Genomic DNA, 13,619 nt, shown 5'->3' with positions numbered 1-13,619 from the left:
GCGGTACTCGGGTCGGGGTTCCTCGGTGCCGACAGTCTAGGAGTGGCCTCCGACACGGCGCCCATGAGGCTGGCGCGTAAGAGCGCCTTGCCCACAACCCCACCACGTATATACTCTGTATATTCGTCTCAGGAGGAAATTGTGGCGAAGCGACTCATCAGTATCCCTGACGATGTGGACCGTCGACTTGCAGAAGCCGTCCCCTCCGGGCAGATCAGCGGCTTCGTCACCGAACAGATCAAGCGCGGGCTTGACGAGCAGGGCCTGCGCTCTATGGATGACGCCATCGCCCATATCGCCAGAAACAGCAAGCCGCTACTGGACCGTCTCGGGAATGTCAGTGATCTGGACGCCTGAGATCATCGACATTTTCCGGACCTACGCGGCGATCTACCCTGAGCATCCTGAGGTGCGTGACACGGGGCTTCTGCAGAGTTCGGTCGATCGGCCCCGAACGACCCTGTTCGGGACCGAACAGTATCCAAGCATCCACGACAAGGCTGCATCGATTCTCGACTCGTTCTGCCGAAATTACTCACTTGTGGACGGCAACAAGCGATGTGCGTGGATCGCTGTCGAACTGATCTACTTCCGAAACCTCGGGGCGATATGGGTGGCCGGCGATGTCGCGGCCTACGATCTGGTGATCCGCGCAAGCGATTCCCACCTCGATGTCTCCGACATCGCTCACGACTTGCGGGCAGGATTCAGCCAAACTCAGAGCTGACCCCGAAGTATCCACTCACGCCAGTCCCGAACGTGGACTCTGATTGCCTCCCCTTCTCAAGTTATAGCTGGTAGGGGCCTTGCGGCAATACCCCGGTGGGGGCGCACACTTGCGCAATGTCCCCCGAGACACCCGGCATTTTCGCCCTCCCCGACCACCTCGCCCACAAGGCCGACCCGGCGCACATCGCCGACGACGAGCGCCACCTCGCCGCCATCTCCCACGCCCTCGACCAGAAGGTCGCGTTGCTCTCCGCCCGTCTGGACGCCCGCCGCCGCGACCCGGCCGGCCGCGGCGCACAGACCATCGAGCGCGACGCCGACATCCGCCGCCTGGTCGCCGAGCTCGCCACGCTGCGCCGGTTCGGGCTGGACGTATGCATCGGCCACTACACCGTGGGCATTTCAGACCCCGCCGACCCGAGCCCCACAGCACCCGAGGCCGCGCCGGTGTACGTGGGCCGCATCGGCCTCACCGATGCGGCCGGCACTCCCCTCCTCGTGGATTGGCGCACCCCGGCCGCGGAGCCGTTCTTCGCCGCGACGCTCGCCGATCCGAGGGGCGTGACGTACCGCCGTCGGTACCGGTGGTCGGGCGGGCGCATCGTGGGCTGCTGGGATGAAGTCTTTGGTGACGACGACGAGGTCGCCTCCCACGTCAGCCCCGACGACCTCTCGGCGTTCGTCTCGAGCTTGTCCGAGGCGCGGACCGGCCGAATGCGCGATGTGCTCACCACGATCCAGGCCGATCAGGACGCCAGCCTCTATCGCCCCCATCAGACCTATGCCGCACTCTGTCCAACGCGGGCGGTCACGTTCGCCGTGGCTTGAGTTGTAAGACTCTCGGTGCCGGTCGACGCACGAGCGCTGCTGCACGACCTCGGCATCGTGGTTATCGAATGGGCTGCTCTCGTCGGGGCCCAGCGCTCACGACCTCCGATAAAGGCGCGACACCCCCGTCCTGTTCCAACGCCCAGAACTCGAATCCGCTGACGTTGGTCACCTCGAGAAATCGTGCCGCCTCATCGAGCGAATCAAATTCGTGCACCCCATCGATCTGGACGGTGCCGTCCTCGGTGACCACGGCATCGACGACCCACTCCGGGTCGACCGGGTCCAATTGATCACCTGGGATGAGATAGCCCTCGTCGAACAGTGTCACCAGGCTCACCTCGTCGTAGGTCACCTCGTCGGGGATCTCGTTGGACAGCTCGGGATGGTGAAGTCCGTCTCGGGCCAACTGCTCGAACGCGTCGCGGATGACGACGGCGATCAGTGTGCGGCGCTGACCCAGGAACTCGTCGTAGGGCAGCAAGTGCCACCCTGCGGGAAGGGCGTGCCAGTAGTGCTGCTTGGCCAGCCAGTCCTCGTCAGAGTCTCCTCCGCGCTCACGAACGAGCTCGGGCCAATACTCTGCGGGGGCGCGATCAGAGATGAGGATATTGGTCTGCCAATCGGTCGGTGCAAAGTTCGCGACCTGATTGATCCGCTTGGTGTCCACGATGCCCAGGACCGATTCCTGGTACCGGCGGGGGAACAGGTGGTGGCCTTCCTGCCCCTTGATCGCCGGGATGGTGGGATCCATCCACTCGCGCACCTTCATCCGCAGCATGAACATCTCGGCGTCGAGATAGTTGAGCGCGGCGAGATAGCACTGATAGACGGGCGAGAGCTTGTAGCTTGAGGACACTAGCGCCTGCGGTGCGTTGAACTCCCAGTAGTCCTTGGTCACGGTGATCGCGATCGTGTGGTCGACGAGGCGCGCGAATGCATCCGCGTCGCCCACCGGGACCTCCGCGAGCATATCGAGGTCCTTCTGGATCTGGGACTCGCTCGAGCCGGTGTACCTACCGGTCAGCTGCGACATGAAGAACCAGCGCGCGATGAGGGTCCGCAAGCGGGTGAGTTCGACGGAGAATCGAGTACGGCCGAGCAAAAACAGAACGTAGCTTGCGACCAGATTCATGTTGGACGTGATGCCCGAGTGCGAGCGGAATCCGGCGGCTTGGATCGACCGTATGAACTCGGTCCAGTTCACCCTGTCGGTCACGATCGGCAGGGCCTGGCGTAACTTGTCGAGTTCGCGTTCTTGCTTGTCGCCGTCAACCTGTCCGGTTGCGCGGTCCTTGGCCTGGAGATTCGCGTACGCGTCTATGAGTTTCGCGCGGTTTTGCCCGACCGCCACCATGGCGCGCACGATGTGTCCAGTTTCAACGGCCAAGTAAGGATTCTTGGGGGTCCAGGTGACCCGCTCCCCGGCGATCTCGGAGGCGCGTTCGGGCGTCATCCGGGAGGCGCGGGCGAAGTGCTCGATCTGATCACGCCCCTCCGGCCAGAAGACGCTCAACCAAGTAAGGATGTAGTCGTACGCCTTGAGATTCATCCCCTCGGAGTTGATGCGGACAAAGATGTCTGCCACCAGCCGCTTGTCCACGTCCTTCTGGATATGAACTACCTCAAACTGGTACTTCCTCAGGTCGTCGAGCTTGCCGAACACCCCTCGGAGCCGACGTTTCTGATCACGGTCAAGCTCGCGCCCGGCCTCCTCGAACCCATCGATGAAGTCTTCCTGCGCATCGATTGGGGAGCTGAACATGTCGGCGACGTCATTGACCCATTCGATCGACCGCGCCGTGGCCGCTGTGGCGACCTCAAATCTCTCGGTGAAAGGATGAAACGCAATCTTGATCGACTTCTGCCGGTAGTTGTCGTCCTGGACGGTCAGGCCCTTCATCGCCGCGTAGAGACTGGTCAACCGTTGCTGTCCGTCGACGATCTGGTGACTCGCGGTGATCTCCGACGACGTCGAGATCGCGCGCGTCGAGTCGTTATCTGAGACGTCCCAGAACATCAGCGTGCCGACCGGGTAGCCGCGGTACATCGAGTCGAACAGATCACGCACTTTTGTGCTTGACCACACGAAGGGGCGCTGGAGGTCGGGGAGGCTGATGCTCCCCTGCTGTACTCCAGACACGAGCTGTTCGACCTGCCACGACACGGTCTTGAAAATGGCGGCCACCAGCGACTCCTCACTAGATTCTTGCTCTGGCAATACCGGGCAGCCGAGACGCACCGGCCACACAAAGATCCTAACGATCCCGACAGCGAACGTTCATCAGACGCGTCGGCGCCGCAGGGGTCAGTCCCCCGGTGTGGTGGAGTTTGAGGTGACGACGGTGTATCCACCAGCCGGGGAGTGGGCCACATCGACTGCTGCACGCCAGCCGAGACCATGGAGGCCACCGCTCCGGCGATCGGGTCGTGCGGCCCGACACGAACGTGCCCGAGTCGGTGCGCCAAAGCGGGCTCCCCATCCACGACGACCGCATCGACCGGGGCTGAGACACGAGAGGTCAACGAGTGGATCGCCACTCACTCCGAGAGTCTGTCCGCCATCATCTGTGCGCCCGGGACAAGTTCTCCGGACTTCAGCGGTTCGGGCCGCATCCGTTCGCTGACCCCCGCACAGGCCAAGGGACTCGAATTCGACCTGGTGGTCCTTGTCGACCCGGGTTCGGTTGGGTCGGGCGTCACCGGTGCAGTTGACCGCTATGTGGCGATGACGCGGGCGACGCAACAGTTGGTCGTCCTCAGGTCGTAGATCTTCTCCCGGCCCGCGGCCTCACAACTCGGACGCCTCCCTCAGCGCTGCGTCCGCGATAGGTCGCTTGAGCAACTGCTCGGGGAAGATGTCGATGTCCTCGCGACCGAAGAGCGTACGAACTTCCTCCAACAAGCCGGAGGCTCGCATGAGGAGGTTGCCGTCGGCTGGGTCCATATCGACCACGATGTCCACGTCGCTCCCGTCATTCGCAGTACCACGGGCGACTGATCCGAACAGCATCGGATTCGTCGCAGCGTACTTGGCAAGGAGGGCTCGGAACTCGTCTCGACGCGCCTCGATGAGCTCACGCAGGGCGAGCGATTCGGGAGTCGGGGCGGTGCTCGGCACAGCCTCAGGATATCGGCTGCACAGACTGACCAAAGACCCATTCGGTCTACCGCCCTTGCCGCCGTCGCGGGTATTGCGCGAGGCCGCTGACCAGGGGCGCCCTGAAAGCATCGTTCAGGGCATCCCTGGTCAGACGCGGTTTTCAGCTTTCCGGGATAGCGCGCGCCGCAATCGTCTCTCATTGCTTTCGCCGCCCGCCTCCGCTCGTTGGTAGATCGGGGCCCTGAGCGCGGAAAGCACTCAAGCCCGGCTCCCTCTCGGGAACCGGGCTTGGTACGTGGTAGCGGGGACAGGATTTGAACCTGCGACCTCTGGGTTATGAGCCCAGCGAGCTACCGAGCTGCTCCACCCCGCGTCGATTGCTTCACCGACAGTACGTGCGACCGTTCGAAGCTCCAAATCGACAGACGAGTGGACGGGCATCGCTGCGCCCTCGCCGGCGGTCCAGGCGGCCGGGCGGGCGCATCGTGGAGTAGTGGGATGAGGTTCTTCGCGACGACGACGAGGTCGCCTTCCACGTCAGCACCGACGGCCTCGCGGCCGGTCTTGGATACCGTCGACTTCCGAATACATTCCGAATACGCTTGGCGTATGCCCATCCCACCGAACCACACCCCGGGGGTTCGCCGGTCGTCAGATCTGAGCAAACACTCCGCCGAGGTTTTCGCCGAGGCGGAGTTGCACCCGGTCACGGTTACCCGCCGCGACGGCGAAGCGTTGGTGCTGATGACGCAGCGCGAAGCAGAGGATCGCTCTCGACTCTTGGAATTCGCGGCGCAACTCATCACGGTCGCACTGGATGGCGAGGGGTCGCTCGCGGAGCGGATGGCGAAACCCTTCCCGTGGATTCTCGCGCTGTCCCCCACAGACCAAGAGGCCTGCGCGCAGGATCTGATGGATGCCGCGCGTGCCTCATTCTCCACCACACAACCACACCTGGCGATTGCTGAACTGACGTCGTGGAAGGAAACTGCAACGGCTGTCGCTGCCGGGCTCGGCCACGCCGACCTCGAATGGCTCGACGTGGATGAGTCCGTAGAGCGCCCCTGATCGTGTCTGCGGCGACGAAGGGTGTGCTCGGCACAGTCCTCCGAGGCGGAACCGCGCACGAGCGCTGGCAGCACAAGCCGACGGCTAAGGGCACTGCGCGCATCTGGTTCTACGTCGATGAACGCACGGTCTACCTGGAGCAGATCCACACGAGCCACCCGAACCAGACGAAGTGAGACCTCTGGATCATCACCGCAACCACCGGGAACCACTGTGACCCCAGTCCTCCCCGGGGAACGGTGGTCCGCTGCTCCAGAGCCGGCCGTCAGCCGGCAGCCGCAGCCTTCCACGCCGAGTGGATGGCGCCGTGGATGTAGCCCACCTCGCCGGCGTCGCCGATGACCTCGCAGTCGATGCCCGCAGCGCGCAGCGCGTCGGCCAGGGGCGCGGCGGCGGTGGTGCCGTCGGCGTAGATGACCATGTCGGCAGCGGCGGACTGGGCGCGACCCTTGGCATCGGTCCAGGCGACCGTGGATTCGGTGATGTGGCTAACCTTCACGCGGCGCTGGATGTCGACGCCGTGCTCCTTGGCGTGGCGCACCGCAGTCCAGCGGCGCGGCATAGCCAGCGGCAACCCGAGCTGCTGGGACTCGTGCAGGAGGGTGACCTTGCGGCCGCGCTCGGCGAGGTACTCCGCGAGCTCCAGGCCCACCAGCGAGCCGCCGATCACCACGACGTTCTTGCCCATCGGCAGTGCGATCTTGGTCAGTCGCCGGATCCACGAGGGGCGTTTGGTGATGGTTGAGAGCCGGCCCAGCTTGCCGACCGTCCGGAGAAAGACCCCGGCCTCGTCGGCGGTTGCAGTGCCCAGCATGGTGGCGCGCAGCGAGTCGCCTGTGTGTACGTGCGGCAGGTCCCCGCCCGGGATGGCCGGGGCCGGACGCTTGGCGCCGGTCGCGACGATCACCCGGTCGGCGCCGAGGGCACGGATCGACTCCACCGTGGCTTCGGTGTTCAACCGCACGTCGACGCCCAGTCGCTTGACCTCGGCCTCGAAGAAGCGGATGAGCGGCTCGTTGTCAGGCGTGGTGAGGCTCGAGAACCACATCGTGCCGCCCAGGCGGTCGGCCTTGTCCAGCACGGTGACACGGTGTCCGCGCTCGGTCAGGACCAGGGCCGACTCGAGGCCGGCGGGTCCGGCGCCCACCACCACGACGTGCTCGCGCTTGGGTGCGGGCGTCAGCGGCAGCAGGGTCTCGTTGCCCAGCGCCGGGTTGACCGCGCAGAACGGGGTGTCGTCGAAGAAGTTCTCCGCCACGCAGAGGTAGCAGTTGATGCACGGGCGCACGCGCTCCGGCGTGCCGGCGGCCAACTTGTTGGGCAGGTTCGGATCGGCGAGCAACTGCCGGCCCATGGCGGCGAAGTCGACCTTGTCGTCGTCGATCGCCCTTTCCGCCACCTCCGGCAACATGCGGCCCACGGCGATGACGGGGATCGACACGGCCTTCTTGATGGCCGCGGCGTTGTCCACGTACGCGCCGATGGTGTCCGGGAGGGGGCCGTCGGTGAAGTTGTCGAAGGGGTTGCGGCCCCAGCCGGTCACGTGGATGGCGTCGGCGCCGGCGCGCTGGAAAAGCTGGGAGGCGAGGACCGCCTCATGCTGTTCCAGCCCACCCTCCTGGCCGTACTCCTCGCCGGACACGCGCACGATCACTGCGAGCCGATCCCCCACGCGCTTCTTGACGGCCTCGATCACCTCGCACGTCAGCCGCGCCCGGTTGGCCAGCGACCCGCCGTAGGAATCGGTGCGCAGGTTGTCGCGGCGGTTGAGGAACACGCCCAGGATGTAGCCGTGCGCCACGTGGATCTCGATCGCGTCCGCGCCGGCCTTGGCGATCCGCTCGGCGGCGTCGGCCCACGTCTCGATGAGCCACGCGATGTCGCTGTGGTCCATCTCCTTGTAGACCGTCTTCTTGCCGCCGGTCGCCGCGCCCATCCGACCCAACTCCTCGCCCGTGCTGTCGGCCAGGGCGGAGTAGTCGTAGTCGTAGTCCGGGGTGCTCGGCGCGATGAGGGGGCGGTCGTTGGCGATGTCCACGCGCGCGACCTTGCCGTGGTGCGTGGACTGCACGCACAGCTTGGACCCGGCCGCATGCACCGCGTCGGCCAGCGCCTTGAGGCCCGGGATGTACTTGTCATCCGACAGGCCCGGCTCCTTCATGGACGCCGCGCCCACGGGGAACGCGATCGCGCACGCGCCGGTGATGATCAGCCCGGCGCCGCCGGCGGCGCGGGCGACGTAGTGGTCGATCTCCCGCTGCTCGATCTCGCCGTCCTCGGACACGTTCATGTCCATCGCGGGCAGGACGATGCGGTTGGGCGTCTCCATGGGGCCGATGCGGCCGGGCGACATGAGGCGAGGGAATGAGGTGAGGGTCGTCACGCCGATCATGATACGCCCGAGTTGACGGGTGTCTATAACAGGTTCCAGTTTTTGGGGCGGTGCGTGGTGGTCACCGGGGGGCAAGGGACGACGACGACAACGTCGGCACGGCGGGCGGGTTCCCCCGCTGGGCTATCCGCTGGATCGTCTCGGTGCTCGTGCCGCACCCTCTACCCTCGGAACCACCATGCCGCCCAACTATGACATCGTCTCGGCCGCGCTCAAGACAGCGACGTCGTTCGTCCTGAACGCGGTCGAAGTCGTGCGTTTCGGCGGCCTTCAGACAGACGAAGAGCAATCTCCGTTCGAGATCGTCGCACGGCGCCCGATGTTCCGGCTGCGCCGCTACTACCCGCCGACGGCGGGGGACGCTGGCCACAGCAGGGTCCACATCGAGGAGGAGCCGCCGCGGCCGCCGATCGTGCTCGTTCCGCCGATGATGATCTCCGCGGAGGTCTGGGACGTGTCCCCCTCGACCAGCGCAGTGGCCGCACTGCACGAGGCAGGCATGGACCCGTGGGTGATCGACTTCGGCGCCCCGGACCTCGAGACCGGCGGTCTCGAGCGCACTCTCACCGACCACGTGGTGGCGGTGAGCGACGCCGTCGACCTCGTCACCGCGGCCACCGGCCGCTCGGTGCATCTCGGTGGGTACAGCCAGGGCGGCATGTTCTGCTACCAGGCTGCGGCCTACCGGCGCTCACGCGACCTCGAGAGCATCGTGACGTTCGGTGCGCCAGTCGACTGGCGCGGCAATGCCCCGCTCGGCATTCCCGAGCAGGTGGTCGTCACCATCGCACGCCTTGTCGCCGACTACGTCTTCAACGAACGCCCACTGCCCGGGTGGCTGGCCTCGACGGCGTTCCGCCTGCTCGACCCGATCAAGACCGCCCGCTCCCAGGTGGACTTCCTGCGCCAGCTCCACGACCGCGACGCGCTCCTCGGCCACGAGCGACAGCGCCGCTTCATCGGGGGCGAGGGATTCGTCGCCTGGTCCGGCCCGGCGCTCGTCGACATGTTGCAGCAGGTGATCGTCCAGAACCGGATGATGGTCGGCGGCTTCGTCGTCGGCGACCACGTCGTCTCACTTGCCGACATCACCTGTCCCGTCCTCGCCGTCTTCGGCGAGGTCGACGAGATCGGCGTCCCGGCCGGCGTCCGCAAAATCGCGTCCGTCGCTCCCGCGGCCGATGTCTACGATTTTCCGGTCCGCGCCGGGCACTTCGGCCTCGTCGTGGGCTCGACCGCCGCCTCGCTGACGTGGCCCACCGTAGCCAAGTGGGTCGACTGGATCGAAGACCGAGGGGCTCGACCGGACGGGATCACCGAGGTCGACCCCGACACCGTCATCGACTCCTCCCCCACCAAAGCGATCATGCTCGCGGCGGACGGGGCGTTCCAGGCCGCCGGACTCGGGGTCGGCGTGGTGCGCGGTGCGGGGCAGCTCGCCTTGGGCGCCCTGCGGACGACGCGAGCCGTCGGATACGAGGCGGTGCGCGCGGCACCGCGTCTCATCCGGCTGGGGCAGATCCAGCCCGCGACCCGGATCTCCTTCGCCAAGATCATCGACGAACGCGCCCGGAACCAGCCGAACGACGCGTGCTTCCTGTTCTCCGACCGCGTCCACACGTACTCGGCCGTCGACACCCGGATCACGAACGTGGTCAAGGGCCTCATCACGGTCGGCGTGCGCCAGGGCGACCACGTCGGCGTGGTCATGGAGACGCGGCCCTCGGCGCTGGTCGCGATCGCCGCACTGTCGCGTCTCGGTGCCGTGGCCGTCCTACTGCCCCCGTCCCAGTCCCTGCCCGAACTCCTCCAGCTCAGTTCCGTGACCGACGTGGTCGCGGACCCCGAGCACGCGTCCAAGGTCACCGATGCCGGAGCGCGGGCGCTCGTGCTCGGCGGTGGTGGCGGTGAGCGCGACCTGCCTGCGGACCTCGGCGAGGACGTCGTCGACCTCGGGCGCATCGACCCCGAGGCGGTGGAGCTGCCCCGCTGGTACCGGCCGAATCCCGGCCGAGGGGGCGACCTGGCCTTTGTGTTCTTCACCCGCTCCACGGGCACGTGGCAGACCAAGCTCGTCACCAACCACCGGTGGGCGGCGTCCGCGTTCGGCACCGCCAGCGCCGCGCGTCTCACCACCGAGTCCACCGTCTACTGCCTCAGCCCTCTCCACCACCCGTCGGGACTGCTCACCACCGTCGGCGGCGCCGTGGCGGGAGGAGCCCGAATCGCGCTCTCCCGCGGTTTCGATCCGGCGACCTTCGACGAGGAGATCCGTCGCTACGGCGTGACGGTGGTGTCCTACACCTGGGCGATGATGCGCGAATTGGTGCGCGGGCCAGTGCATCCGCGCGAGACGCTCCCGACACTCTCACTCTTCATGGGGTCAGGCATGCCCCGTGGGCTGTGGCGGCGGGTCCTGGACCGCTACCCGGGCACGCGGGTGCTTGAGTTCTATGCCGGCACCGAGTCCGATGTGGTCCTGGCCAACCTCACCACCTCCAAACCGGGCGCGCGCGGACGTCCACTGCCCGGCACTGCCGACGTGCGGCTTGTCGAGGTCGATCCCGACTCCGGCGCGATCCTGGCCGGCCCCGATGGCTTCGCCACACCCAGTGAGGTCGACGCACCCGGCGTACTTCTCACCCGGCCCCGGCTCGGATTGGACGCTTCCGTGCGCCAACTCCGTGGGGTGTTCCGCCCCGGCGACACGTGGGTGTCGACCAATGACATCTTCGAGCGTGACAGGGACGGCGACTTCTGGCTGCTCGGCTCAGCGAGCTCGGTCGTCCACACCGAGCACGGTCCCGTCTACCCGATCCAGGTCGCCGACGCACTCGGGGATCTGCCCGAGGTAGATCTAGCCGTGCTGTACGAGGTGGGTGGCGCCATGGGCCCGGTCGCCGTCGCCGCGGTGAACCTATGGGGCTCAGATCCCATTACTGCGGCCGACATCGGTGGCGCGCTGGCCTCGGTCCCGCCCGCCGGACAACCGGACATCGTCCACGTCGTCAAAGACATTCGGGTAACCAACTGGTACCGGCCGGACCCCAGGAAGCTCGCCGCTGGGGGGCTGCCGAAGGCCGGCCCACGAACCTGGATCCGCGATCCCGACACGGGTGAGTACGTACGGCTGACCAAGGCGGTGCGAGACAAGCTGGCTCCGCCGACTTCCTAGACCAGTATCACGGTCTCCTCGTGCGCGTTGGTGGTCACCTCGAGGTCCTCGTCCTTGAGCGCCAGGTAGCCGACGATCTCGGCCGCCCCGTGCTGCATGGGGTACATGGTAACGATGTCCTCCAGGCGGGCGGTGCCGCGGACCGGGATCAGCGCGCGGATGCGGGAGGCCAGGCGGGTGGTGTCGACGACGACCTGGCCGGTCAGCACGGAGGTGTCGACCTCCTCGGTGTCGACAGGATCGAGCAGACTGTTGACCTCCGCGGCGGGCCGGGCGGTGAACAGCGGACGATCCGTGGGCAGCGCGACGTCGATGCTGGTCTCCTCCAGCTCCAGCCCGAGGTCCGGCAGCTCGCCCTCGCGGACCTGCAGCGCCGACGTCTCGATCTGGCGCACCAGGTCCAGCACCGCCCCAAGTGGTGGTGGCACTGGTTTTTTGAGCCTTCGCTGGAGGTCAGGCGGGTAGTTGCATCAGTGGATCGGTGGTCACCTCCGTGGTCGAGCTGGTGTCGGGGTCGGTGGTCAGCATGAGTCAGCAGCGGCCCAGGACTTCGAGGCCGTGGTAGCGGCGGCCTTCGGCCCATTCGTCGGTCTCGCTGGCCGGGACGGCGCCGATGAGGCGGACGATGGCGTCGAGGTAACCGTTGCGGCGGTTGGTGCGCTTGGCGGTGCGGGCGTTCCATTCGGCGCCGCAGACCCTGTCGGCGTCAGCCGAGAGCAGGGCGTTGATCATGGTCTGCAGCAGCTCGCGCCTGAGATCCGGGGATGCGTCGGTGAGGGCTTGGCTAGGCAGGCCGGCGGGGTCGACAATGTGAGGTGCGGTCATCGGTCCGTCGAGGATTCTGTGGGAGGTCGACTAAAAGGGCTCTTTGCACCTGAGTGTGGGGTCAGGTCCGTAGTCCGCCGGCGATGAGGAGCATCCGCAGGCGGTAGTTGTCACGGTTGCGGTAGCCGCGAGCCAGGCGCCGGTGGAGTTCGATGAGCCCGTTGATCGCTTCGGTTCCTCCGTTGTTGGATCGGTCGGTGGTCCAGTAGGCGAGGAAGGAGTCCTTCCACTTGCGAAGCGTGCGGCCAAGGCCGGCGATCTCCGGAATCGGGCAGGACGGCAAGGTCGCGAGTACCTTCTCCGCAGCGCTGCGCCCGGTTCCCAGGTCTTCGTGGTGGTAGGCCTGTCGGAGTTCGTGGGCGACCTGCCAGGCAATGAACAGTTCCTCGTGCCTGGGGTCGGCGGCCAGTGCGTTATTGAACCGTCGCCACTGCCGCTCGGTCAGCCGGGTCGCAGCGGATGATGGTGCGGATCCCGTAGAGGGGGTCGCCCTTGCGTCCGCGGTGCCCGCAGATCTGCTGCTGCAACCTACGGCGGACCTCGTCCACGACACCGAGAGCGAGCTTGACGACATGGAAAGCGTCGAGAACAGCGGCGGGGTCCTCGAGTTCGTCATCGATGGCCCGCTTGTAGCCGTGGAACGGATCCAACGCGGCGATCTCGACGCCGCTGGTGAAGCCCCCACCGCGTCCGGTGAGCCAGTCGACCAACACTGCCCCGGAGCGGCCTGGCACGAGATCCAGCAGTCTGGCCTGCACCTTTCCGTCCCGATCGCGGGTGAGGTCGACCATCCCGGTCAGTTCTTTCGGCCCGCGTTTGCGGCGGGAGACGTGGTGCCAGATGTGTTCATCGACGCCCAGGGTACGGACGCCGTCGAAGCGGTCCGGATCATCGGCGAGCGCCTGCAGCACGGCCTTGACCGGCGTCCACACGGTGTGCCACGCGGTGCCGAACTGGCGGGCCAGTCCGTTGACGGTGGCGTGCTCTCGTCACAGCTGCTGTACCGCCCACTCCACTACGCGGGTCGTGGTGGCGTGCCGCGGCGAGGCGAGGCCGGGAAGATCTTCGACGAAGGTGCAGCGTTCGCACGCCGCTCCCGGGCACACGAAGCGGCGCTTGCGCCAAATGATCGCGACGGGGCGACCGAACGAGGTGATGTCGACCAGGCGCACTACCTGCCGGCCATGCCCTACTCCGACGGCGCCGCAGTCGGGGCATCCGACAGGCCCAGGCTCGGACTCAACGGTAACCTCCAGGTGCTCATCGACCATGCGCGCATCAAGGACGTACACGTCATCGAGACCGACGAGAACATCGCAGCGGGAACAACGAGACGAAGGTGCGGCGCCGGCGGCAGACTGGCAGCACCCGATAGGCTCAGACACGGGTCGAGGCCCCTTCGGGATTGGGTGTAGAGGTACTCCCAATCCTTCAGAGCCTCGACCCTCTTGCTCCCTATTGCTTCACCGGTGTGTCGCCCTCACCCACACTCAGATGCG

10 protein-coding genes, 1 tRNA gene and 2 pseudogenes are annotated in these 13,619 nt (G+C 66.5%); 5 read left to right on the top strand and 8 right to left on the bottom strand.

Annotation, left to right across the window (positions count from 1 at the left end; translation table 11 throughout):
* The first annotated feature begins 141 nt into the window (after window positions 1-141).
* From AYO52_RS18495 to AYO52_RS02775, 3 genes are all read left to right on the top strand, one after another.
* Window positions 142-357 carry a hypothetical protein gene (locus tag AYO52_RS18495; protein WP_067712880.1) on the top strand — a complete coding sequence of 72 codons (216 nt, stop codon included), beginning with the start codon at window positions 142-144 and terminating at the stop codon, window positions 355-357.
* On the top strand, window positions 335-727 hold the full coding sequence (locus AYO52_RS02780; RefSeq protein WP_067712877.1) for a type II toxin-antitoxin system death-on-curing family toxin: 393 nt from the start codon (window positions 335-337) through the stop codon (window positions 725-727). The genes AYO52_RS18495 and AYO52_RS02780 overlap by 23 nt, the downstream gene beginning before the upstream one ends.
* A 116-nt stretch (window positions 728-843) precedes the next feature.
* Entirely contained in the window at window positions 844-1,557 is a 714-nt protein-coding gene (locus AYO52_RS02775; RefSeq protein ID WP_067712874.1) for a hypothetical protein, read from the top strand.
* Between the two features lie 61 nt (window positions 1,558-1,618).
* On the opposite strand, the gene AYO52_RS02770 is transcribed toward AYO52_RS02775, so the two are convergent.
* From AYO52_RS02770 to AYO52_RS02760, 3 genes are all read right to left on the bottom strand, one after another.
* On the bottom strand, window positions 1,619-3,745 hold the full coding sequence (locus AYO52_RS02770; RefSeq protein ID WP_067712870.1) for a DUF262 domain-containing protein: 2,127 nt from the start codon (window positions 3,743-3,745) through the stop codon (window positions 1,619-1,621).
* Between the two features lie 603 nt (window positions 3,746-4,348).
* Window positions 4,349-4,678, bottom strand: a complete 330-nt coding sequence (locus AYO52_RS02765; RefSeq protein ID WP_067712867.1) for a nucleotidyltransferase family protein — start codon at window positions 4,676-4,678, stop codon at window positions 4,349-4,351.
* 278 nt (window positions 4,679-4,956) lie between these two features.
* Window positions 4,957-5,033: transfer RNA gene (locus AYO52_RS02760), tRNA-Met, on the bottom strand.
* Between the two features lie 236 nt (window positions 5,034-5,269).
* On the opposite strand from AYO52_RS02760, the gene AYO52_RS02755 reads away from it, so the two are divergent.
* Window positions 5,270-5,728 (top strand): prevent-host-death protein, encoded by a 459-nt coding sequence (locus tag AYO52_RS02755; protein WP_067712928.1) that lies wholly within the window; start codon window positions 5,270-5,272, stop codon window positions 5,726-5,728.
* Between the two features lie 265 nt (window positions 5,729-5,993).
* Here the strand turns inward: AYO52_RS02755 and AYO52_RS02750 are convergent, their stop codons facing one another.
* Window positions 5,994-8,120 carry an NAD(P)/FAD-dependent oxidoreductase gene (locus tag AYO52_RS02750; protein WP_067712864.1) on the bottom strand — a complete coding sequence of 709 codons (2,127 nt, stop codon included), beginning with the start codon at window positions 8,118-8,120 and terminating at the stop codon, window positions 5,994-5,996.
* A 178-nt stretch (window positions 8,121-8,298) separates the two neighbouring features.
* Between AYO52_RS02750 and AYO52_RS02745 the strand changes: the two genes are divergently transcribed.
* A complete protein-coding gene (locus AYO52_RS02745) occupies window positions 8,299-11,295 on the top strand; it encodes an AMP-binding protein (RefSeq protein WP_067712862.1) in 2,997 nt (998 codons plus the stop codon).
* On the opposite strand, the gene AYO52_RS02740 is transcribed toward AYO52_RS02745, so the two are convergent.
* From AYO52_RS02740 to AYO52_RS18780, 4 genes and pseudogenes are all read right to left on the bottom strand, one after another.
* Complete coding sequence (locus AYO52_RS02740) at window positions 11,292-11,723, bottom strand: DUF3375 family protein (RefSeq protein ID WP_082923718.1); 432 nt, start codon at window positions 11,721-11,723, stop codon at window positions 11,292-11,294. The genes AYO52_RS02745 and AYO52_RS02740 overlap by 4 nt on opposite strands.
* A 208-nt stretch (window positions 11,724-11,931) precedes the next feature.
* Window positions 11,932-12,120 (bottom strand): annotated as a pseudogene (locus AYO52_RS02735) (transposase); the annotation flags it as partial.
* A 61-nt stretch (window positions 12,121-12,181) separates the two neighbouring features.
* A pseudogene (locus tag AYO52_RS19235) lies at window positions 12,182-13,031 on the bottom strand (transposase).
* A gap of 78 nt (window positions 13,032-13,109) precedes the next feature.
* On the bottom strand, window positions 13,110-13,292 hold the full coding sequence (locus AYO52_RS18780) for a hypothetical protein (protein ID WP_253701797.1): 183 nt from the start codon (window positions 13,290-13,292) through the stop codon (window positions 13,110-13,112).
* Between the last annotated feature and the right edge of the window lie 327 nt (window positions 13,293-13,619).

It is taken from the genome of Dietzia sp. 111N12-1 (assembly GCF_001658045.1).
GTDB lineage: Bacteria > Actinomycetota > Actinomycetes > Mycobacteriales > Mycobacteriaceae > Dietzia > Dietzia kunjamensis.
This window is presented reverse-complemented; position numbering and strand designations above follow the sequence as displayed.

Coding starts and splice junctions, on each gene's coding strand:
- AYO52_RS02755 (WP_067712928.1), top strand. CDS start 5,270: ATGCCCATCCCACCGAACCACACCCCGGGGGTTCGCCGGTCGTCAGAT.
- AYO52_RS02745 (WP_067712862.1), top strand. CDS start 8,299: ATGCCGCCCAACTATGACATCGTCTCGGCCGCGCTCAAGACAGCGACG.
- AYO52_RS02775 (WP_067712874.1), top strand. CDS start 844: ATGTCCCCCGAGACACCCGGCATTTTCGCCCTCCCCGACCACCTCGCC.
- AYO52_RS02780 (WP_067712877.1), top strand. CDS start 335: ATGTCAGTGATCTGGACGCCTGAGATCATCGACATTTTCCGGACCTAC.
- AYO52_RS02750 (WP_067712864.1), bottom strand. CDS start 8,120: ATGATCGGCGTGACGACCCTCACCTCATTCCCTCGCCTCATGTCGCCC.